Here is a 23,160-nt window from a genome sequence, read left to right as displayed (position 1 = left end):
CGGGTGCGTTGAGTGACGGAAAAGTGGGAACGCTATTTTAAACCCTCACGGGAGGCCGCGCTCCGTTGCGAGGACGGCAACGGAGCGGGAAGCTTTGGTGGCAGGATTCAGGCCGCAGCCTTAGCCGATGGCGTCTGGTGCAGGATGATCTTCTTCAGCTCCGGCACGCAGGAACCGCAATTGGTGCCGCATTTGAGCTGTCCCTGCAGGGTAGCCAGGACACCGTCCGGCGTCCCCTGGTTGATCCAGTCATGCTTCACCAGCGCCTCGTTGATTTCCGCCTCGGCAATGTTGAAGCAGTTGCAGACGATCCTGCCGCGCGCCTTGAAGCCCTGCGGCGCCTTGGTCGATGGCATCAGCAGGAGACGGCCGAGGGCGGCCACCGGTTGTTCGCCTTCCAGGTATTCCTTCAGCCAGTGCTCGGCCGACGTATCGCCGGCGAGCGATACCGCCGCCAGCTTGCCGTCGCTCACGCGGATATGGCGCGCATTGCCGCGACGGACATCGTCGTAGCGCAATACTTCCGCGCCGGAGATGCCGAACTGCGTTTCGATCTCCAGCACCAGTGCCGGATCGGCCGGATAGTCGTCCGCCGCACGGAAGAAAACGCCCACCTTGTCGCGCCCGAACAGGGTGCAGGATGCATAGCTGAAGCGCCGCATGAACGGCCGCAGCGCGGACTGGAGCGCGAGCGCCTTGTCCTGGTCGATCCAGCCGAACACGAGGAAGCGCCACGGCAGCTCCGCCTTCAGGATCTTGACGGCGGCATGCTTCAGTTCCGGTTGCTTGGAACTCGGGCAGAACGCCGGCAGGGTCAGCGCGTTGACGCCGAAGGTGCCGTTGCCGTCGCTGCCCCGGCCCGATACGTATTCCTCGCCCCAGTGCATGCCGATGAAGGCTTGCCCGGCGCGGATGTCGTCGCTCGCCACCGCGGGCAGGATCTGCGAACCCCGCTTGCTGGTCACGTGCACCAGGTCGCCGTTGGCGATCATGCGGCGGTCCATGTCGGCCTTCGACAACATGACCGCCGGTTCGGCGGCGTGCGAGAACAATTGCGCCACCGTGCCGGTGCGGCTCATGCCATGCCACTGGTCGCGCTGGCGCCCCGTGGTCAGGCGGAACGGGAAGCGCGCATCGACCGGTTCGGCGACCGGCTTGTAGACGGTGTTGACAAACTTCGCCTTGCCGCTGGCCGTCGGGAACACGCCGTCTTCGTACAGGCGCTTCTTGCCTTCGGCCGCGCCCTCCGGGAAGGGCCATTGTTGCGGCCCCTGCTCTTCCAGGATCTTGTATGAAAGGCCGGTGATGTCGAGGTCGCGGCCGCGGGTGGATTCGCGGTGCTCGTTCCAGATCTCTTCGGCGTTGGCGTAGGGGAAGATCGTCTTTTCCTTGCCCATCAGCGTTTCCAGCCGGCGGGCAAAGTCGATCACGATTTCCCAGTCGTGACGCGTCTCGGCAGGCTTGGGCAGGACAGGTTTGAAGCGCGTGATGCGGCGCTCGGAATTCGTGACCGTGCCTTCCTTTTCGCCCCATGTCGTGGCAGGCAACAGCACGTCCGCGTAATCGACGGTGACGGTGGTCTTGTAGGCTTCCTGCACGATCACCAGCTCCGCCTTTTCCAGCGCCTCGCGCACCAGCTTCTGGTCGGGCAGCGACTGTGCGGGGTTGGTGCAGGCAATCCACAGGATCTTGATTTCGCCGCTGCGCACCGCCTCGAACATCTCGACCGCCGTCTTGCCAGGCTTTGCCGGCACGTCCTCGACGCCCCACAGGCGCGCGATTTCCGCACGGTGTTCCGCATTGGCCATGTCTCGGTGGGCGGACAGCAGGTTTGCCAGTCCGCCGACTTCGCGCCCGCCCATCGCGTTGGGCTGTCCCGTCAGCGAAAACGGCCCTGCGCCCGGCTTGCCGATCTGGTGCGTCGCGAGGTGGAGGTTGATCAGTGCCGCATTCTTGGCGGTGCCGGAAGTCGATTGGTTCAGGCCCTGGCAATAGAGCGAGAGCGATGCCTTGGACTTGCCGAACCAGCGGGCGGCCGTCGCCAGGTCTTCCTCGGAAATGCCGCAGGTTTCGGCGACGAACTGCGGTGTGTAGTCGCGCACGGTGCGCTTCAGCTCGTCGAAGCCCTCGGTATGCGCGTTGATATAGTCATCGTCGATCCAGCCTTCCCATAGGCAGATGTGCAGCATGCCGTTGAACAGCGCGACATCCGTGCCGGGCAGGATGGGCAGGTACAGGTCGGCGTCTCGGGCCGTATCGGTCCGCCTCGGGTCGGCGACAATCATCTTCAGCGCACGGTTTGCCTTGCGCGCCGCTTCGATCCGCCGATAGATGATGGGATGCGCGTAGGCCGTGTTCGAGCCGACGATGAAGATCACTTCGGCGTGGTCGAAGTCTTCATAGCAGGCAGGCGGCGCATCGGCGCCCAGCGTCTGCTTGTAGCCGGCCACCGCGCTCGACATGCACAGGCGCGAATTGGTGTCGATGTTGTTGGTGCCGGCCAGGCCCTTGGAAAGCTTGTTGAAGACGTAATAGTCTTCCGTCAGCAACTGGCCGGAAATGTAGAAGCCGACGCTGTCCGGCCCGTGGTCGCGGATGGTGCTGGCAAATTTCCTCGCCATGAAATCCAGCGTATCGTTCCAGGATGCCTTGTCGCGTCCGCCATCGCGCGAGACGCGCATTTCGGGATACAGGGCGCGAGCCTGCTGCTGCAACACCGGGTTGGCAGTCAGGTGCAGCGTGCTGCCCTTCGTGCACAACCGTCCGAAATTGGCGGGATGGTCCGGATCGCCGCGGACGCCGGTGATCTTTTCGCCATCGCTCTCGACGATGACGCCGCAGCCGACGCCGCAGTAACAGCAGGTGGCTTTCGTTTCGCGTGATGCACTCATTCGGCCTTGACCTCGATCGCCAGGGAACTCAATTCTTCAGCGTCGAGGAAGACCTTGCCGTCTTCCACCTTGACGCTGAACCTTTGCGTGCAGCCTTCATCCGGCGTCACCGCGCAACCGGAGTCGAGCTGGATGTTCCAGTTGTGCAGCGGACAGGCAACGCGCTCGCCGAATACGATCCCTTGCGACAGCGGGCCGCCCTTGTGCGGGCACTTGTCGAGCAAGGCAAAAATCTTGTCTTCGCTGTTGCGGAAAATCGCCACATCAGGCTTCGCTGCCCGATTGACGACCCGTGCGCCGAGCACGGGGATGTCTGCGACGTTGCAGACGGCTTTCCATTGTTGCGGCATGTGCTTTCCCTTATTTGAGTTGGACGATGTGCACGGGAGCAGCCCGGTCGAACGATCCATGGAGCATGCAGGTGCCGAGGATGGCGGAAGTGGCCGCAACGGCCAGCACGATGGCTGCAAGATAGATGGTCATGGTCGTTCCTTTCAAAGAAATCAATCGGAACCGTCCGGCGGATTGGTTCGTTACACGCTCAACGGTTCGAACTGGCGCACGTCAACCTGAGCCTTTTCCTGTTCATGCCAGGGGTCCGGCTCGCCGTCGAGCGAGAACAGCAACCGCTCGTACAGTGCCTTGCGGTTTTCCTCGTCCTCCAGCACTTTCTTCTTCACATGGTCGAGGCCTACACGTCCAATATAGTGCACGGTGCGCTCGAGGTACCAGCCTTCTTCCCGGTAGAGCTGCAGGAAGGCGCCGGAATACTCCAGCACTTCCTCGTGCGTCTTCACCTTGGCGAAGAAGTGCGCCACCTCGGTCTTGATGCCGCCGTTGCCGCCGACATAGATCTCCCAGCCGGAATCGACGCCGATCACGCCCACGTCCTTGATGCCGGATTCGGCACAGTTGCGCGGGCAGCCGGAGACGGCGATCTTCACCTTGTGCGGCGCATACATTTTCCACATCGCGCGCTCGAGCTGCTTGCCCATCTCGGTGGAATCCTGCGTACCGAAGCGGCACCATTCCGAACCGACGCAGGTTTTCACGGTGCGCAGCGCCTTGGCGTAGGCATGGCCGCTGGGCATGTCGAGTTCTTTCCAGACGGCGGGCAAGTCTTCCTTCTTCACACCCAGCAGGTCGATCCGCTGGCCGCCAGTCACCTTGACCGTCGGGATCTGGAACTTGTCGACGACGTCGGCGATCCGGCGCAAATCTTTTGCGGTAGTCTCGCCGCCCCACATGCGCGGGATGACCGAGTAGGTGCCGTCCTTCTGGATGTTGGCATGCGCGCGCTCGTTGATGAAGCGCGATTGCGGATCGTCCTTCGCCTCGTGCGGCCAGGTGGAGATCAGGTAGTAGTTCAGCGCCGGACGGCATGTCGAGCAGCCGTTCGGGGTGCGCCATTCCATGAACTTCATGGTGCCGGCGATCGTCAGCAGCTTGTTGACCTTGATCGCGTCGCGCACTTCCTGGTGCGAATGGTCGGTGCAGGCACAAACCGGTTTCGCCTTGCTCGACGTGGAATAGTCGCCCCCGGCGGTCGCCATCAGGATCTGTTCGACAAGGCCGGTGCAGGAGCCGCAGGAGGCGGATGCCTTCGTATGCTTGCGCACGTCTTCCAGGGTGAACAGGCCCTTTTCCTTGATCGACTTGACGATGGTGCCCTTGCACACGCCGTTGCAGCCGCAGACCTCGGCGTCGTCCGGCATCGCTGCCGCGCGGGTGAAGCCTTCGTGGCCGGTATCACCCGGGCGACCGGTATTCGATTCGCCGAACATCAGCGTGTCGCGCATTTCGGTGATGTCCCTGCCTTCGCGCAGCAGCTTGAAGTACCAGGTGCCGTCGACGGTATCGCCGTACAGGCAGGCGCCGACCAGCTTATTGTCCTTGATGACCAGTTTCTTGTACACGCCGCCGATCGGGTCGGACAGAACGATTTCTTCCGTTCCTTCGCCGCCCATGAATTCACCGGCGGAGAACAGGTCGATCCCGGTAACCTTCAGCTTGGTCGAGGTCACGGACCCCTGGTAACGCCCGATGCCGAAATTGGCGAGATGGTTGGCGCACACTTTCGCCATCTCGAAAAGCGGCGCGACAAGACCGTACGCCGTGCCGCGGTGATTCACGCACTCGCCCACGGCATAGATGCGCGGGTCATAGGTCTGCATGGTGTCGTTGACAACAATGCCGCGATTGCAGAACAGACCGGCCGATTCGGCGAGCGTCGTGTTCGGGCGGATGCCGACCGCCATGACCACCAGTTCGGCGGAAACTTCGAGGCCGTCGGTGAAGCGGATGGCTTTCACATTGCCGTTTTCGTCGCCGACGATTTCCTTTGTGTTTTTATCAAGAAGGAACTTCAGGCCGCGGTCTTCCAGCGATTTTTGCAGCAGCTTGCCGGCGGTCGGGTCGAGCTGGCGCTCCATCAGCCAGGCCGGCAGGTGCACGACGGTGACGTCCATGCCGCGCAGCTTGAGGCCGTTGGCCGCTTCCAGGCCGAGCAGGCCGCCGCCGATGACGACGGCGTGCTTGTGCACCTTGGCGGCGTCGATCATCGCGTTGGTGTCCTGGATGTCGCGGTAGGAGATCACGCCCTTCAGTTCCTTGCCGGGCACGGGCAGGAGGAAGGGATTGGAACCGGTGGCCAGCAGCAGGCGGTCATATTCCGCAGTGGTGCCGTCTTCTGCGATGACCTGGCGCTTGACGCGGTCGATCTTCGCGATTTTCTTGCCGAGGTGGAGAGTAATGTTGTTTTCCGCATACCAGTCGACATCGTTGAGCATGATGTCCTTGATGGTCTGCTCCCCGGCGAGCACCGGCGACAGAAGGATGCGGTTGTAGTTGGCGTAGGGCTCGGCGCCGAATACGGTGATGTCGTAGATGTCCGGGGCGATCTTGATCAGCTCTTCGAGCGTGCGCACACCGGCCATACCGTTACCAACCATGACTAATTTCAGCTTCTTCATTAAAGCTCCTCCTCCACTCCGCTTCGCCATTGAAGCTACAAAAATGATCCTGGGAGTTTCTTAGCAAGAGCGGTGCCAATGCGGAATTCGGGTAAACGCACCGGGATGAAGAGAAAAGCGCACCGTTGCAGTGCAACATCTTCACATCGCTCGTGCAGGGAGCACGTTCGATATCTTCATGCCCTATTAATAGCGAGTTGACGCACGAAAACGCGTGGCACGGCGATTGCATAGTGCACACCAATTCCAACTTCGGTGCAAAGGCGCATCATGAAAACGACGTCGTTTTGGAAGGCGGGTCATACGCCGACCTTGCTTGCTTCCTTTTTCTATTTCGACCTGAGCTTTATGGTCTGGGTACTGCTCGGGCCGCTCGCCGTGCAAATCTCGAAAGATCTTGCTCTTACACCTGCCCAGAAGGGCCTGATGGTCGCGACCCCCCTTCTCGCAGGCGCGTTGCTGCGCATTGTGATGGGCGTGCTGGTCGATCACCTGAAACCCAAGAAGGCCGGTGCTATCGGCCAGGTCGTCGTGATTGCAGGCCTTACGTGGGCATGGCTGGGACAGCTGAACAGCTATGAAAGCATGCTCACGCTCGGCATCCTGCTTGGCGTTGCCGGCGCAGCATTTGCCGTTGCGCTGCCGCTCGCATCCCGCTGGTATCCGCCCGAGCACCAGGGTACGGCGCTCGGCATTGCCGGCGCAGGCAATTCCGGCACCGCTTTCGCCGCCCTGTTTGCACCGTCACTCGCCATCGCCTTCGGCTGGCAGAACGTTTTCGGCTGGTGCCTGATTCCGCTTGGCGTAGCCTTTATCGTGTACATGATCTTTGCGAAAGACTCGCCCACCGCCCCGCCGCCCAAGGCAATGGTCGAATACCTGCATGTGCTCAAGGACAAGGATGCTTGGTGGTTCATGTTCTTCTACAGCGTAACCTTCGGCGGCTTCTCCGGCCTGGCTTCGTCGCTGACGATCTACTTCAACAGCCAGTACGGCCTGTCCCCGGTGACAGCAGGCTACTTCACTGCCGCCTGCGTGTTTGCCGGTTCGCTGGTGCGCCCTGTAGGGGGGATCGTTGCCGACCGCATCGGCGGCATCAAGACGCTGTCGCTGATGTATGTGCTGGCCGCCCTGTTCCTGTTCATCGCCAGCACCGGGCTGCAATCCTATGAACTCGCCCTGGTCGTATTCGTGCTTGCCATGCTGTCGCTCGGCACGGGCAACGGCGCGGTGTTCCAGCTGGTTCCGCAGCGCTTCCGCAAGGAGATCGGCGTGATGACCGGCCTGGTCGGCATGGCCGGCGGCATTGGCGGCTTCTACCTCGCATCCAGCCTTGGCTATTCGAAGCAGATTACCGGCAGCTACCAGCTCGGCCTGACCCTGTTCGCTTCGCTGGCCATATTGGCCCTCGTGGGACTCACCGCGGTCAAGGGGCGCTGGCGTACGACCTGGGGCAGTGCTGCGATGACAACAGCGAAGATTTAACCCCGGAATTTGAGTAACATGGACGGCGGGAGCGGCGAATGCAGTTCGCCGCTCCCGCCGTTTTTTATCGCCTACACCAGACTCCATCATGCCCCTTTCCGTCAGCATCGGACACAGCACGCTCGCAGGCCTGCGCGAGAGAAACGAGGATTTCGTCGGCATGGTCACGCCGAACGAGCCCGAACTGTCGACCAAGGGCCTGATCGCGGCCATCGCCGACGGCGTTTCCGGCAACGAAGGCGGCCGCGAAGCATCCGAGTACACGGTGCGCGGCCTGCTCACGGATTACTACGCCACGCCCGATACCTGGCCCGTGACGCAGGCGCTCGACAAGGTCATCAAGGCCATCAACAGCTGGGTGCAGAAACAGGGATCGGTGCGGCCGGAACTGGCCGGGATGGCGACCACGCTGACCACGGTCGTCCTGCGCGGCAATTGCTATTACTTTTCGCACGTGGGAGACACGCGGCTGTACCTTTTGCGTGGCGGTGCGCTTACCCGTCTGACGACCGACCATGTGTGGGACCGCCCCGAGATGCAGCATGTCCTTACGCGTGCGATCGGCCTCGATACCCGCCTCGCGATCGACCACGGCATGGGGGAGCTGCGCGAGCGGGATGTGCTGCTGCTGGCATCGGACGGTGTGTGGTCGAGCATGACGGAGTACGACATCACCCATGCGCTGGCGGACGTGGCAATGGGAAGCTGGGATGCGGCATCCTGCGCCGACGCGCTGGTCAAGGCGGCGCTGGCGTCCGGCTCGACCGACAATTGCAGCGCGCTCGTGCTGCGCGTCGACAGCCTGCCGGAAGAGAACCTGCGCGACGCGCTATCCGTCTCCGCGCAGTTGCCGGTTCCGCCGAAACTGAAACCGGGACAGACCATCGACGGATACACCGTCGAAACCGTGATCCACAGTTCGCAGGCCACCCTGCTGTATCGCGTGCTCGATCCCAAGACGCAGCGTCAGCTCGTCCTGAAGACCTTGCATCCGGACCGTGCGGGCGATCCGCACGAGCGATCCGCCTTCGCCCATGAGGAGTGGCTGGCCAAGCGGGTCGTCGCCCGCTTCTTCCCGCAGGTGATCACGCCCGAGCAGAAGAACTATCTGTATTACCTGACCACCTGGCATGAAGGCGAAACACTGCAGCAGAAGCTGGATGCAGGCGCGCATTTCACGGCGCCCGAGACGGTCGCGATCGGCGAGAAGCTGGTGCGCGCCCTCGGCGCCCTGCACCGGCGCAGCATCATCCACCGAGATATCAAGCCGGGCAACGTCCACCTGGGAACGGATGGCGAATTGCGCCTGCTGGATCTTGGCGTCGCCATGTCCGGCCTGGAAGATGAGGTGCCGCTGAATGCACCGCAGGCCGGGACACCGTCTTTCCTGGCCCCCGAGCAGTTCGAGAACGCGCCGCCCTCACGCCAGACCGATGTGTATGCCGCCGGCGTGACGCTGTACCTGATGCTGACCCGTCACTATCCGTACGGCGAGATCGAACCCTTCCAGCGCCCCCGTTTCGTCGAACCGGTGCTGCCGAGCAGGTATCGCCCGGAAATTCCCTTGTGGCTCGAGAACGTGCTCCTGCGCGCGGTGGCCCGCGATCCTGCCGACCGCTTCGAAACCGCGGAGGAATTCCTGCTCGCGCTCGAACGCGGCGCCAGCAACCCCGTTCCGCCGCGGACGCCGGCGCCGCTGGCCAAACGCGATCCGGTGGCGCTGTGGCGTGCAATGGCGACCATCTCGATTGTGATCAACCTGCTCCTGCTTTATCTCGTCGTGGCACGATAAAAGACAACGGGGGCCGAAGCCCCCGCCGTCCTTCCACCCTCGTCATACCCTGTCAGGCAGCTTCCTTCATCGCCGCAGGATGTGCCTGGCGGTGATACAGGAATTCCAGCACCGCGCTGCGGTACTCGATGTACAGCGGATCGTGCGCCAGCGCCACACGGTCGCGCGGACGGTCGAGGCGCACATGAACGATGTCGCCGATGGTCGCGGCCGGGCCGTTCGTCATCATCACGATACGGTCCGACAGCAGCACGGCCTCGTCCACATCGTGCGTCACCATGACCACCGTGGATTCCGTCTTGGCAACGATCTTCAGCAACTCATCCTGCAGGTGGGCGCGGGTCAGCGCGTCCAGCGCGCCGAACGGCTCGTCCATCAGCAGCACCTTCGGCTCCATCGACAGCGCGCGTGCGATGCCGACGCGTTGCTTCATGCCGCCGGAAATTTCATGCGGGCGCTTCTGCTCGGCGTGCGTCAATCCGACGAGGGCGAGCGCGGCCTTGGTGCGCTCCTTCAGCTTAGCCTTGCTTTCGGTCGCGCCGAAGACGCGCTCCACCGCCAGATAGACGTTTTCATGGCAGGTCAGCCAGGGCAGCAGCGAATGGTTCTGGAACACCACCGCGCGCTCCGGCCCCGGACCGGCGATCTCGCGATTGGCGCACAGCAGGGTGCCGTCGGTCGCGGTGAGCAGGCCGGCGATCAGGTTCAGCAGCGTCGACTTGCCGCAGCCGGAGTGGCCGATCAGCGTGACGAACTCGCCCTTCTTCACGTTCAGGTTGATGTCGCGCAGTGCGTGGAAGGTGCCCTTGTTGGTGTGGAACACCATTTCCGCTTTCTGGATTTCGATGAACTTGCTTGTGTTGTCCATGATGCGCTCCTTAATTGCGGACTTCTTCGTAGGTGAATGCCTTGGCAATCGCGACCAGCGTCTGTTCCAGCAGCAGGCCGACGACACCGATCACGACGATGGCGATGATGATGTGCGGCACGTTCAGGTTGTTCCATTCGTCCCACACCCAGAAGCCGATACCCACGCCACCGGTCAGCATTTCGGCCGCAACGATCACCAGCCATGCAGTGCCGATCGCCAGGCGCACGCCGGTCAGCATGTAGGGCAGCACCGACGGGAACAGGATCTTGGTTACGATCTTCCACTCGGACAGGTTCAGCACCTTGGCGACGTTCATGTAGTCCTGCGGCACGCGCTGTACGCCGACGGCGGTGTTGATGATCATCGGCCAGATCGAGCAGATGAAGATCGCCCAGATCGCCGCCGGATTGGCGGCCTTGAACACCAGCAGGCCGATCGGCAGCCACGCGAGCGGTGATACCGGCTTCAGCAGGCTGATGATAGGGTTGAACATGCCCGACAGGAACTTGAAGCGGCCGATCATGAAGCCGAGCGGGATGCCGACCAGCGCCGCCATGCCGAAGCCGGTGCCGACGCGCTTGAGCGAGGACCAGAGGTTCCAGCCGATGCCCTGGTCGTTCGGCCCCTTCTGGTAGAACGGGTCGGAGAACAGCTTGATCGCGTGCTCCAGCGTCACCATCGGCGACGGAAAGCCGGTGCTCTTGGCGGCGACGATTTCCCATACGAGGACCAGCAGGGCCAGGCCGAGGATAGGCGGCAGGACTGCGAGGAAGAAGGGCTTCAACGAAACTTTCTTCTCGCTTGCAATCGCCGCAACGGGCTTTGCTTCCTTCTTGGCTTCTGCGTGTGCGTTCATTTTCTTGGGAGGAGATTCGGAGACCGGCTCGACCGGCTTGTTCAATACGTTGTCCATGACTGCGCTCATGATGCCCTCTTAAGCTTTGATCTTGAATGAACCCGCGTACACCTTCGGGTTCTTGCCGTCCCACACCACGCCGTCGATAAACTTGGAGGTGCGCATCGGATCCTTCGGCACGCTGACCTTGGCCATGTTGGCGGCGTCCTTGTACAGGTCGATCTGGTTGATCTGCTTGGCGACAGCCAGGTAATCGACGTCTTCCTTGAGCAACCCCCAGCGGCGGTGCTGCGTCAGGAACCACATGCCGTCCGACAGGTACGGGAAGTTCACGTAGCCGTCATTGAAGAACTTCATGTGGTTCGGGTCGTCCCATGTCTTGCCCATTCCGTTCTGGTAGCGGCCGAGGATGCGCTGGTTGATTGCATCGACGCTGGTGTTAACGTAGGACTTGTCGGCGACGGTTTCCGCCATCTTCAGCTTGTTCTGCAGGCCGGCGTCGATCCACTTGCTGGCTTCCAGCACGGCCGCGGTCATCGCCCGCGCAGTGTTCGGATACTTCTTTACCCATTCTGCGGTCGTGCCAAGGATCTTTTCAGGATGATCCTTCCAGATGTCCTGCGTGGTGACGCCGGTGATGCCGATGCCGTCCATGATTGCGCGGTGCCCCCAGGGTTCGCCTACGCAGTAGCCGTCCATATTGCCGACACGCATATTGGCAACCATCTGCGGCGGCGGCACGGTGATGATCTTCGCATCCTTCATGGGGTCGATACCGTGCGCCGCGAGCCAGTAGTACAACCACATCGCATGCGTGCCGGTCGGGAAGGTCTGCGCGAAGGTGTATTCGCGCTTCTCGGTCTGCATCAGCTTGGCCAGCGACGCGCCATCGACCGCGCCCTTGTCGGCCAGCTTCTTGGACAGCGTGATCGCCTGCCCGTTGTGGTTCAGGTTCATCAGCATGGCCATGTCCTTCTTGGGACCGGAGAGGCCGAGATGAACGCCATACACCAGGCCGTACAGCACATGGGCCGCGTCGAGTTCGCCGTTGACCAGCTTGTCGCGCACTGCCGCCCACGACGCTTCCTTGGTCGGTGTGATCTTGATGCCGTATTTCTTGTCGATGCCCAGTACGGACGCCATGACTACCGAAGCGCAGTCGGTCAGCGGAATGAAGCCGACTTTGACTTCTTCTTTCTCTGGCTTGTCGGAGCCGGCCGCCCATGCGCCTTGCGTGGCCAATCCTCCAAAGGCGCCCGCAGTCATTGCGGCACCTGCCTTGATCAGGCTGCGACGAGTCAGGTTCGTTTTGGATGCTTTTATAGTCATGATGTCCTCATGAGTGATTTCGAAACTGGCAAAAAGAAAGGCGTCCGTCACCACGAGTCGAGACTCGCGTGAACGGACGCCTTTGTCCAAACCATCCTCACCAACATTGGTCAGGACGGGGTATTCAATCGGTGCGCCGCCATTGGCGCTTGATCCCTAATTGCAAGTGGTGTGCCAACGTTTGTCAGCCAGTTTCCTACAGATTTGATCCAGATTAAGAGGGATCTACGCACTCATTTCGTGCACTGCATTAAAACAGGGCGCTCAGATGAGCAGATCGGCGACGTCGAGCATGCGCTGCGCCACTTCGGACAGTTTGAGGTTCTTGTCCATGGCGAGGCGGCGCAGTTTCTTGTATGCCTCGTCCTCGGTGCAATGATGGCGCTCCATGAGCAAGCCCTTGGCGCGCTCGATGACTTTACGTTCGGCCAGCTTGAGCTTGGTTTCGGAGAGTTCGTGGCGCAGTTTCTGGTCGACTTCGAAGCGGGCGATGGCCACGTCGAGCACCGCCTTGACCCTGTCCGCAGAGAGGCCTGCCACGACGTAGGCGGAGACGCCGGCCTCGATCGCCGCATGCATCTTTTCCCTGTCGTTGTCTTCGGTGAAGCAGACGATGGGGCGGCGCTCGTTGGCCGTGGCGGACACCACCTTTTTCAGGGCGGCGTCTGACTGTTCGTCGACGATGATCACGTCGGGCTGAAGCTGCGCGATCTGCTCTTCCAGGTCGGCGTCCGGCGGCAGCGCCGCGAGGATGTTGTAGCCGCTTTCGAGCAGGCCGATGCGGATCGCACGGGCACGCTCGGCCTGCAGTTGCGTCGCCCTGTCCGCCCCTTCCGGGACGACGAGGGAGTTGATGACAACGATCTTGAGTTGTTTGGAGTCGTTCATGGTATGAGAACCTCTGTGCGCTAATCCTATAAAATAGGGCTTTGCAAGAAGCTTGCCATCCATCCTCCCATCCCATGCTTGTCCTCGGCGTCGAATCCTCCTGTGACGAAACCGGCCTGGCGTTGTACGACACACAACGCGGCCTCCTTGCGCACGCCCTGCATTCGCAGGTCGCGATGCATGAGGAATACGGCGGCGTCGTGCCGGAACTGGCATCGCGCGACCATATCCGGCGCGCGATTCCATTGCTGGAACAGGTATTGGCAAAAGCGGAAGTCACGCGGCCGGCTATCGATGCGATAGCGTATACACAAGGACCGGGACTGGCCGGCGCGCTGCTGGTCGGCGCTTCGATTGCCTGCGGGCTGGGGCTGGCCATTGATCGGCCGGTGCTCGGGGTTCATCACCTCGAAGGCCACCTGCTCTCCCCGCTGCTGTCGAGCGATCCGCCTGCCTTCCCGTTTGTTGCCTTGTTGATCTCGGGCGGCCACACGCAACTGATGCGCGTGGACGGCGTCGGCCAGTACACACTGCTCGGCGAAACGATGGATGACGCCGCGGGTGAAGCTTTTGACAAGTCGGCCAAGCTGCTCGGCCTCGGCTATCCCGGCGGACCGGCGATCTCGCGCCTAGCCGAATTCGGCGATCCCGGCACTTACAAGCTGCCGCGGCCGATGCTGCACTCCAAGGATCTCAACTTCAGCTTCTCCGGCCTGAAAACGGCCGTCCTGACGCTGGTGAAGAACCATGTGGCCAATATCTGCGAACAGGACAAGGCGAACATCGCACGCGCCTTCGTCGACGCAATCGTCGACGTGCTGGTGGCGAAATGCCTGTCGGCGCTGAAGGAAACGGGCCTGAAGCGGCTTGTGATCGCCGGCGGCGTCGGCGCCAACCAGCAGTTGCGGGAAGCATTGAACGCGACTGCGCAGAAACGGCGCTTCCGCGTGTTCTATCCCGAACTGGAGTTTTGCACCGACAACGGCGCGATGATCGCGTTTGCGGGGGCCATGCGCCTGCAGATCAATCCGCAGGCGGCCAAGCGCGATTATGCGTTCAATGTTCGCCCGCGCTGGCCGCTGGACGAACTGCGGGTCGTGTAGCTTACTTCTTCTTGCTGCCGATCCGGCTTTCCTTGCCGGCCAGCAGGTTGGCGATGTTCTGGCGGTGGCGGTAGATCAGCAAGGCACTCATCACACCGACTGCCAGCAGTTGGGCGTTCACGCCAAACAGCAGACCGTAATAGAACGGCGCAAAGATGCTTGCCACCAGCGCAGCCAGCGAGGAATAACGGAAGGCATAGGCAATTACCAGCCAGGTCACCAGCGTCGCGAGTCCGAGCCAGCCGTTCAGGCCAAGCAGCACACCCAGCGCGGTCGCCACGCCCTTGCCGCCGACAAAGCGGAAGAACACCGGCCACAGGTGGCCAAGGAACACCGCCACCGCCACCAGCGCAATCCCGGTATCGCCCACGCCATACTGCTCGCCAAAACGCATCGCCAGCCAGACCGCCAGCCAGCCCTTGAAACCATCGCCCAGCAGCGTCAGCGCCGCCGCTGCCTTGTTGCCGCTGCGCAGGACATTGGTCGCGCCCGGATTCTTCGACCCGTAGGTGCGCGGGTCCGCCAGGCCGAACAGGCCGCTGACGACGACAGCGAACGAAATGGAGCCGATCAGGTAGGCGGCGATGGCAAACAGCACTGTGGACATTCTCTCCCTTTCAGATGGATGGGTGCGCGGCGCTCACTCGTCGAGCGCGCAATTGACCGTTTTGACCGGCAGGACATTGGCGAGGACTTTCGGGTCGATGCCGACCAGGTAGCCGCGCCTTCCGCCGTTGATGTAAATCTTGTCGAGCGCAAGGATGCTTTCCTCGACATAGACGGGCATGGCCTTGCGGGTGCCGAACGGCGAGGTGCCGCCGACCAGGAAGCCCGAATGGCGGTTCGCGACCTCGGGCTTGCAGGGCTCGACCGACTTGCAGCCGATCTGGCGCGCCAGGTTCTTGGTCGATACCTTGCGGTCGCCGTGCATCAGCACGACCAGGGGCTTGGCCGCTTCGTCCTGCATGATCAGCGTCTTGACCACATGGTGCTCGTCCACGCCCAGCTCGCGTGAGGATACGGCGGTGCCGCCGTGCTCCTCATACGTGTAGGGATGCTCGGTGAACGCGACGCCCTGCTTGCGCAGGAATTGCGTGGCCGGCGTTTCGGAAACGTGTTCTTTCTTTGCCATGGCGGGTGCCAAAAAAATTTGGCCACAATTATGCAGCAAGAACCGCGATTTTCGACCTTCCTTGCGCTTTTGTCATGCCGCTGAGAGGAGCGGCTGGCGGCGCAACAGTTCGCAGAAAGCGGCCGGCGGCACCGGCTTGCTGTAGTAATAGCCCTGTGCGAACACGCACTGCCGCGCACGCAGGAAGGCAGCCTGGTCGGCCGTCTCTACACCTTCCGCGATCACTTTCAGGTTCAGGCTGTGCGCCATCGCGATGATGGCGTTGGTGATTGCGGCGTCGTGCTGCGCCTGACCGATGCCGCGCACGAAGGACTGGTCGATCTTGAGCGCGTGGATGGGGAAACGTTTCAGGTAGGACAGGCTGGAGTAGCCGGTACCGAAGTCGTCCACCCACAACTGCACACCCATTTCGCTGAGCTGCGTGAGCGGCACCAGGTTTTCCTCGCTCGGATGCATCAGGAAGTTTTCCGTGATTTCCAGTTCCAGCGCGGAGGCCGGTATGCCCGTTTCGAGCAGGATACGCTCGACGCAGCCGACAAAATCCGGCTGCAGCAACTGCCGCGCAGACAGGTTCACGGCGATGCACAGGTCCGAGTGCCCCGCATCGCGCCAGCGCCGCAATTGCAGGCATGCCTCGCGCAGCACCCATTCGCCGATCTGCGTGATCAGACCCGTTTCCTCCGCAATCGGAATGAATTCCGCAGGAGGAATGAATCCGCGGTCCGGCTGCAGCCAGCGCAGCAGGGCTTCCGCGGAGACGATCTTGCCGCGCTCCATGTCGACCTGGGGCTGGTAGTGCAGGCTGAACTCGCCGCGCGCGATGGCCTGGCGCAACTGGTTGGCGATCGCGAGACGATACTGCGCCGCCACGTTCAGGCTTTGCATGAAGAACTGGTAGTTGCCGCGCCCCTTTCCCTTGGCATGGTACATGGCGGTATCCGCCGCGCGCATGAGCGTGTCGGCGTCCTCGCCGTCCTCCGGATAGAGGCTGATGCCGATGCTGCAACCGGCGTGCAGCTCGTGGCTGTTGACGTAGAAAGTGCTCCTGAGCTCGTCGAGGATTTTCTGCGCCACCGAGGCCGCGGCGTGGTCATCGTCGATGGACGGCAGCACCAGCACGAATTCGTCGCCTCCCAGGCGGGAAAGCGTATCGCCGCGGCGCAGGCACAGCTGCAAGCGTGCGGCAACCATCTGCAGCAACTGGTCGCCGACCTGATGGCCGAGCGAATCGTTGATGTGCTTGAAATCGTCCAGGTCGATGAACATGACGGCAACCGACTTCGAAATGCGCTGCGACTGCGCAACCGCCTGCCGCAGCCGGTCCAGCAGCAGGGCACGGTTCGGCAGGCCCGTCAGCGTATCGTGGTGTGCCATGTAGCTGATGCGGTGTTCGGCCTGCTTGCGCTCGATCGCGATGCCGGCAATGCGCGCGGCAAAATCGGCCAGCCGCAGTTCCGCCGGCGTCGGCGTGCGCACCTCGCGGTAGTGCATCGCGAACGTCCCCAGCACACTGCCCTGCTGCGACAGGATCGGCGTCGACCAGCATGCGCGCAGCCCATGCTGCAAGGCCGTTTGCCGGCAGTTCTGCCATAAGGGGTCATGTTCGATGTCGTTGACGACGACTCTCCGGCCGAGATGCATGGCAGTACCGCAGGAGCCGGCCGCCGGCCCGATGCGCACCTCTTCAAGAAGTTCAACGTAGGTGACCGGCAAGCTCGATACGGCACCGGCGCGCATACGCTGGCCGTCTTCAGCGAGCAGCATGACCGATCCGACCATGCCTTCGGACTGCGATTCGATCACGCCGACGAGACAGGTCAGCACATCATGCAGCGATGCGCCGGTGGCGATCATTTCCAGTACGCGGGCCTGGCCGACGTTCAGCGCCTCGGCCTGCTTCTGTTCGCTGATCTCCTTGCCGGTGCCGCGGTAGCCGCGGAACACGCCGTCATCGTCGAACAGCGGTTCGCCGCTGATGCTGAACCAGTGCCATCGGCCGTCCTCCGCATGCACCTTGTATTCGAGTTCGCGGAACGGCAGGTGTGCCTTGAGTATGCGCACATGCTCTTCCCAGGTTTGCGGATTGAGCGCCCCTTCATCAATCGCAAGCTCGCGCCGGGTCTTGCCGATCAGGTGCTCCGGCACCATGCCGCCAACGCGGCCGACGCCCTCCGACATCACGGTAAACCGGAAGTTCTCGTCCTGCTCCCAGTACCAGTCGGAGGACAGGTCGGTCAGGCTCCTGAATCGCTCCTCGCTCCTGATCAGTGCCTGCTCGGCGCGCTTGCGCTGGATGAATTGTCCGATCTGGCTGCCGATGATCTGCATCATGCCGATCATTTCCTCATCGGGCATCCGCGTTTCCCGGCTGAAGAAGGCCATGACACCGACGGCCTTGCCGGCCAGCAGTACCGGCACCGCAAAACTGCCATGCAAGCCAATCTGCGCTGCTTCACGCGGACGCCGGAATGCCGGCTCCGTCGTCACGTCCGGCACCCAGAGCGGTTTCTGCGAACGGACAATCAATGCGGGAAGCCCCGTGGACACGGACACGGCATTCTTCCTCGCCACTGCCACGAACTCGGTCGGCGCCACCGCGGGCGACTCCCACGCCTGCATCAGACGGAAGCTATCGGCTTTCTCATCGACATCCCACAGCTCGCCGATCTCCCAGCCGAAGTTTTGGCAGATGGCTTCAAGCAGCGGCAATGCCGCGTGCGTCAGCGACGTGGCATCGGCCAGCACGCGCGTGACCGCGAACTGGACTGCCTGGCGCTGCTCCGCGCGCCGCCGGTGCGTGATGTCGCGAATGTTGCACTGGATGACGCGCGCATCCTCGACCTGGTATGCGCTGCTGACAAATTCGACGACGAGCTCGTGCCCGTCGCGCGTCTGCAACGGCAGCGAATCGTGCCGTACCAGATCCTGTTCCTGCAACTCGTCGAAAAGCGCGTTGCATTCCGACCGGTTCCTGAAGGGCATCACGTCGCGGATGCACTTGCCGACGAATTCGTCATGGCGATAGCCAAGCATTTGAAGCAGGCAGGTATTCACGTCCGTCACCACGCCTGTCTCGGAATGCAGCAGCAGGATGCCGTCTTTCGCGGTCTCGAACAGCCGGCGGTAATGCGCTTCGGACAGCTGGAGTTCGCGTTCGATCCTGCGGCGCTCGGCATTCTCCTCTTCAAGGTCAGTGTAGAGCCGGGCGTTTTCGAGCGAGATGGCCGCCTGCGATGAAAGCAGCTCCAGCACACCGAGCGCATCGGCAGAGAATGCGCCGGCAATGAGGTTGTTTTCCAGATACAGCAGGCCGACCAGCTCCGCCTGCCGGAAGATCGGCTGACACAGGACTGACTTGAGGTGATGCGATGAAATATAGGGATCGTTGGAGAACCTGGCATCCGCCGCTGCGCTTTCGAGCAAGACTTTCTGGCGCGTACGCCAGACATAGTTGATCAGGGTAACAGGCAGTAACTGCGTCGACGCCGGTCGGAGCGAATTGAGACGACGCGCCTGCACCACCCCGTGCTCGTCCAGCACCGCTTCCGCCTCGATCGCCAGGTCGCCGCCATGCTGGAGGATCACATAGCCCTTCTGCGCGCCCGCCTGTTCGATCACGACCTGGAGCAGCTTCGACAACAGCCGGTCGAAGGCAATCTCGCCGGACAGCGCCTGCGATGCCTTGATGACGGCAAGCGCGTCCAGCTGCAAGGTGCCGCGCGGCAGGGATTCGTCGACGGCCACGGGGTCACTTCCCTGCAATTGCGGATACAGCGATTCGAGCTGGCGCACTTTCCCGGCGGCGCCCCAGCGCGCGTAGCAGGCATGCGCATGCCGCAGATAGGCGTCGGCGCTGCGCCCGGACCCGCGTGTACGGTAAAAATGCGCCGCCAGTTCATTGGCCAGCGCCTCGTCCTGCACGAATCCATGCAGCGCAGCGAGACGGATGGCCTGTTCGTAGCGTTGCATGGCGTCGAGGTCACGGCCTTCGATGCGTGCCATCTCCGCCGCCACCATTGCATATCGGTGCAGGAAGTTCTGCGGACAGTTTTTCGCCCACTGGCGCAAGCGTTTCTGATGCTCCTTCAGGGTAACGGAAAACTCCAGCTGCCGGTCCGCATCGACCTGGGTATAGATCGCGGTGAACGTCAGTGCCTGATAAAAGGTGCAGCTGGCCTCGATCGGCATCGACGTCATCACGTCCTGCATCTTCATGGCCAGCCTGGACGCATCGAGGGCATCGCCGTAGCGCCGGTACAGATAGCTCGCGATAAGCTTCATGACGTGGTAAAAGGCTGTGCCGGAGCGGAACCGCGTCCGCTCGAAAGATTGCAGGCACTCGGCCTCGTCGAAGCTGCCGTCGCTGAATCCTGCCTGCTCGCTCGTCGCCCCCTTCATGCTGGCAATGAACTGTTGCACGAGCCGGATGGCGCGCCATGCGGCATCGTTGTGACTTTGCTGCGCGAAGGCGGCGTAACCCTGCAATGCCTTCGACACTTTATCCAGGGCCTCCCCCTTCTCGATCATCTGCCAGGGTGTCCGGTACGAGGAATACCCCGCCCAGACGAGGTCGCCGACCTCGAGACAGGCGCGGAATCCCTCTTCCATGAGGAGGATGTTATCGGCGAAGGGCTTGTGCCAGAAGTTGAGGTAGTTGCCGTGCAGGAAAAGCAACGCGCCCCGCATGCGCACATCATTGAACTTTTCGTTCAGGCGCAGGCCCAGCTCGGAGAACGCATATCCGGATGCAAGATCGCCGAGCCGCGACGCGAGGATCATCCCGTAGCCGCTGTAGGCCACGCAGGATTTTGCTGTGTTTCCATATTCCAGCGACAGGTTCACCGCCTTGAATATAAGCAGCGGATAGAGCCTGTTGCGTGCGACGAAGGCACATGGAAGCATCTCCATCAGCAAGGCAATGATGGCCATCGCGGCCTCGTTCCCGGCAGACGGAAGGTCGAACAGGTCGGCCGGCGAACGTCCTGCCAGTCCGGCAGCGATGCGCTCACGCTCCTTGTCTTCCAGAGCGGCAATATCCGCGTCGTCCGACGGAATGACAAGGCCGAACAGTTGCAATCCGGCGCATCCCGCCTCCACCGCTTCGTCGAAACGGCCCGCTGTCTGGCACAGGCTCATGCGCAGTCCGTATACGCGCGCCCTGTCGAGCGGAGAAGAAACGCGCTGCAGGAGGAGTCCGAACAGTTCTTCAGCCCGCTCGCCATCTCCGCTCAGGTATTCGCATTCGGCAAGCTCGAAATGGAAGTCGAAAGCGCGTGCCGGGTCCGTCGCCCAGATCTCCGCCGGCAAGAGCGCGGCCGCATGCCGCAGATAATTGCGTGCGGCGGCATAGGCGATCGCCGATTTGGCCTTGCGCCCGGCGAGCCGGTTGAGCCGGCAAAGCAGTTCCCGTTCAGCGGCATCATGAATCGCATCCGGACACTGGTTGAACTGGTTGACCACATCGAACACCTGCTCCTCGGCCTGTTCCCGCGTGAAGGCGGAAATGCAGGCACGTCCGATCCGCAGGTGGAGTGCACCGCGCTCGCCTGCGTCAATCATCGAGTACGCAGCTTCCTGCACCCGGTCGTGCAGAAACTTGTAGTCGTCCCCGACACGCAGGACCAATCCCGCACGCATCGGTTCCGCAAGCACTGCCGGCAAGTCCTGTACGGCGCATTCGAGCGCTGCCGCCAGCAAGTTGGCGGCAGCACGCGTACCGAGGCAGGCAAAGCGTTGCAATGCTTGCTGCGCCTCAGGCGACATCCGCATCAGCTTGCCGATCATGAACTCGGCCACGTTATCCGTAAAACCATAGGCCTCGATGCGCGGCATATCCCAGCGCCAGGCCGACAGGCTCCGGTCGAACTCGATCAGGTGCTGCTCGTGCAATGCAGAGAGGAACTGGATGGCGAAGAAGGGATTGCCCCCGGTCTTTTCGCTGATCAGCCGTGCCAGCGGCAGCGTGTCCTTTTCGTCGCGGTGCAGCGCGTCCGCCAACAGCGCATTGATCGCCTGGTCAGGAAGCGCTTCCAGGACAATCTCGGTCACCGGCGCGCGCCCTCGGCGCAATGCATCGATACTCAGGCGGAAGGGATGCGATGCGCTCACCTCGCTGCTGCGGTAGGCGCAAACCGGCATGAAATAGCGCATGTCCGGATGCAGCAGCAGGCTCTCCAGCAGCGCGAGGCTGGCGGGATCGGCCCACTGGAGGTCGTCCAGGAACAAAACCAATGGGTGTTCCTGCCGCGCGAATACGCCGATGAACTGGCGGAAGACGATACCGAAGCGATTTCGCGCTTCCGTGGCAGGAAGCTCGGGCACAGGCTGCTGGGCGCCGGTGATCAGCTCCACCGGCGGAATGACATCGACGATCAGTTGCCCGTTGACGCCAAGCGCCTCCTGCAGTCTGCGCCTCCATTGACCGATGCGCTCCTCGCTTTGGGCAAGCAGTTCCAGCACCAGCGCAGCAAACGCCTGGACGATCGTGGAGTAAGGGATATCGCGCTTGTACTGGTCGAACTTGCCCGACGCGAAAAGCGCCTGCTCGCGGGCGATCGGTTTGTACAACTCGTTCACGAGCGCGGATTTTCCGATGCCCGAGTAACCGGTGACCAGCACCAGTTCCGGGCGTCCTTCGCCGGCCACCCGCTCGAACGCCTGGCGCAGCAACACGATCTCCTGGTCGCGGCCATACAGTTTCTGCGGCAGCTGGAAGTGCGACGGCACATCATGCCGGGCCAGGACAAAGGACCCGATGCTGCCATGTTCGGCCCATTGGCGGCCGCATTCCTGCAGGTCGTGCAGGAGTCCCTCCGCACTCTGGTACCGCTCTTCGGGCTCCTTGGCCAGAAGTTTCATGACGATTGCCGACAGGGCGGGCGGCAGGAGAAGATGCATGTCCGCCGGCGGCGTCGGTATGCGCGCGATATGGCAGTAAATCCAGCCCATTGCGTCGCCGGCATCGAAGGGCAGCCGCCCGGTGAGCATCTGGTAGAAAATGATGCCGAGGGCGTAAAGGTCGGTGCGCCGGTCCGGCACACGGTTCATGCGTCCGGTCTGCTCCGGCGCCATGCTGGCTTGCGGCACATCGGCATCCATGGCCGCATTCTGCTGCTGGCCGGGCAAGCTCTCGGCCAGGCCCAAGCCTGCAAGGCATGCCGCTCCGGTCGCTTCGTCCACGAAGATGCAGCCCGGCTCCAGCGCCTTGTGCATGATGCTACGCGCGTGCAGGTGGGCGACCGCTGCCGCCACGCCGGAGGCAATGGCAATGAAACGCTGCGGCTCCATGGGACTTCCGACCAGCTCGGATAGCAGTTCGCCGCGAGGCTCCTCGAGCATCAGGGCCGGACGCCCTTCGCACGTGTCGAGAGCAACCGGTCTGGCGACGAATGGAGAATCGATTGACTTGCCAAGTGCGAGTGCCTTCCGCAGCCAGTCTACGTGGCGGGATCCATAATGCTCCGGGGCGAGATGCATGAGAACTGCGCGTCCGTCATCCGCGCGCTGCCCCCGGCACAGAATCCCCATGCTGCCGACGTGCAGGATCTTGCTTACCGAATACATCCTGTCCCCGATAGTGCGCGGCTCTCCCATCTCGGGGTATTGCGCGCGTTTTCTTAAGCAGTCAACCCAGCTCGACCGATCCTGTTTCCATTTTGAAAGGCTCTTTTAACCAGCCTAATGGAGTATTTCTTCGGATACAAGTGCCAGCACGCACATCACTGCCCTTTGGAATGCACTCTCTATTGCCGAAATGCCAAGAGCTTCGGTGCGGCTTTTTATTTGAGCAGGCTCAACAGGATATTGAATAGTCGCTTGCGGAGGCTCCAGATTTCGGTGCG

Annotated in this window: 14 protein-coding genes; 3 read left to right on the top strand and 11 right to left on the bottom strand. The window is 62.2% G+C overall.

All coding sequences use genetic code 11. The features are described from left to right. Positions 1–107: 107 nt before the first annotated feature. The 4 genes from AC3WOY_RS18100 to nirB are packed head-to-tail and all read right to left on the bottom strand — an operon-like array spanning position 108 to position 5,863. The gene (locus AC3WOY_RS18100) at positions 108–2,891 is read right to left on the bottom strand and encodes a nitrate reductase (RefSeq protein WP_492426232.1); all 2,784 of its coding nucleotides are present in this window, start codon (positions 2,889–2,891) and stop codon (positions 108–110) included. Then, a complete protein-coding gene (gene nirD, locus AC3WOY_RS18095) occupies positions 2,888–3,241 on the bottom strand; it encodes a nitrite reductase small subunit NirD (protein ID WP_492426230.1) in 354 nt (117 codons plus the stop codon). Before nirD ends, AC3WOY_RS18100 begins: the two co-directional genes overlap by 4 nt. Positions 3,242–3,251: 10 nt before the next feature. After that, positions 3,252–3,374 carry a hypothetical protein gene (locus AC3WOY_RS18090; RefSeq protein ID WP_420476146.1) on the bottom strand — a complete coding sequence of 41 codons (123 nt, stop codon included), beginning with the start codon at positions 3,372–3,374 and terminating at the stop codon, positions 3,252–3,254. A gap of 50 nt (positions 3,375–3,424) precedes the next feature. Beyond that, positions 3,425–5,863, bottom strand: a complete 2,439-nt coding sequence (gene nirB / locus AC3WOY_RS18085) for a nitrite reductase large subunit NirB (RefSeq protein ID WP_492426228.1) — start codon at positions 5,861–5,863, stop codon at positions 3,425–3,427. 270 nt (positions 5,864–6,133) lie between these two features. On the opposite strand from nirB, the gene AC3WOY_RS18080 reads away from it, so the two are divergent. Both AC3WOY_RS18080 and AC3WOY_RS18075 read left to right on the top strand, forming a co-directional pair. Continuing rightward, entirely contained in the window at positions 6,134–7,348 is a 1,215-nt protein-coding gene (locus AC3WOY_RS18080; RefSeq protein ID WP_492426226.1) for a nitrate/nitrite transporter, read from the top strand. Positions 7,349–7,436: 88 nt separating this feature from the next. Beyond that, positions 7,437–9,140: a bifunctional protein-serine/threonine kinase/phosphatase gene (locus AC3WOY_RS18075; protein ID WP_492426224.1), complete on the top strand. Its 1,704-nt coding sequence runs from the start codon at positions 7,437–7,439 to the stop codon at positions 9,138–9,140. Positions 9,141–9,192: 52 nt separating this feature from the next. Here AC3WOY_RS18075 and AC3WOY_RS18070 read toward each other — a convergent pair whose 3' ends face one another. The 4 genes from AC3WOY_RS18070 to AC3WOY_RS18055 form a co-directional block, all read right to left on the bottom strand. Continuing rightward, the gene (locus AC3WOY_RS18070; RefSeq protein WP_492426222.1) at positions 9,193–10,008 is read right to left on the bottom strand and encodes an ABC transporter ATP-binding protein; all 816 of its coding nucleotides are present in this window, start codon (positions 10,006–10,008) and stop codon (positions 9,193–9,195) included. A gap of 10 nt (positions 10,009–10,018) precedes the next feature. Then, the gene (ntrB, locus tag AC3WOY_RS18065) at positions 10,019–10,936 is read right to left on the bottom strand and encodes a nitrate ABC transporter permease (RefSeq protein ID WP_492426220.1); all 918 of its coding nucleotides are present in this window, start codon (positions 10,934–10,936) and stop codon (positions 10,019–10,021) included. A 9-nt stretch (positions 10,937–10,945) separates the two neighbouring features. Next, the gene (locus AC3WOY_RS18060; protein ID WP_492429350.1) at positions 10,946–12,133 is read right to left on the bottom strand and encodes a CmpA/NrtA family ABC transporter substrate-binding protein; all 1,188 of its coding nucleotides are present in this window, start codon (positions 12,131–12,133) and stop codon (positions 10,946–10,948) included. A 327-nt stretch (positions 12,134–12,460) separates the two neighbouring features. Further along, entirely contained in the window at positions 12,461–13,084 is a 624-nt protein-coding gene (locus AC3WOY_RS18055; protein ID WP_492426218.1) for an ANTAR domain-containing response regulator, read from the bottom strand. Between the two features lie 74 nt (positions 13,085–13,158). Here AC3WOY_RS18055 and tsaD point away from each other — a divergent pair, with 74 nt between their 5' ends. Further along, entirely contained in the window at positions 13,159–14,187 is a 1,029-nt protein-coding gene (tsaD, locus tag AC3WOY_RS18050; RefSeq protein ID WP_492426216.1) for a tRNA (adenosine(37)-N6)-threonylcarbamoyltransferase complex transferase subunit TsaD, read from the top strand. A 1-nt stretch (position 14,188) separates the two neighbouring features. Here the strand turns inward: tsaD and plsY are convergent, their stop codons facing one another. The 3 genes from plsY to AC3WOY_RS18035 all read right to left on the bottom strand — a co-directional run bounded on the left by plsY (position 14,189) and on the right by AC3WOY_RS18035 (position 22,882). Then, positions 14,189–14,794: a glycerol-3-phosphate 1-O-acyltransferase PlsY gene (gene plsY, locus AC3WOY_RS18045; RefSeq protein WP_492426214.1), complete on the bottom strand. Its 606-nt coding sequence runs from the start codon at positions 14,792–14,794 to the stop codon at positions 14,189–14,191. Positions 14,795–14,827: 33 nt separating this feature from the next. Then, positions 14,828–15,319, bottom strand: a complete 492-nt coding sequence (ybaK, locus tag AC3WOY_RS18040) for a Cys-tRNA(Pro) deacylase (protein WP_492426212.1) — start codon at positions 15,317–15,319, stop codon at positions 14,828–14,830. Positions 15,320–15,391: 72 nt separating this feature from the next. Next, the gene (locus AC3WOY_RS18035) at positions 15,392–22,882 is read right to left on the bottom strand and encodes an EAL domain-containing protein (RefSeq protein WP_492426210.1); all 7,491 of its coding nucleotides are present in this window, start codon (positions 22,880–22,882) and stop codon (positions 15,392–15,394) included. Positions 22,883–23,160 lie beyond the last annotated feature (278 nt).

This window comes from Noviherbaspirillum sp. FW303-A3, assembly GCF_058788695.1.
This window is presented reverse-complemented; position numbering and strand designations above follow the sequence as displayed.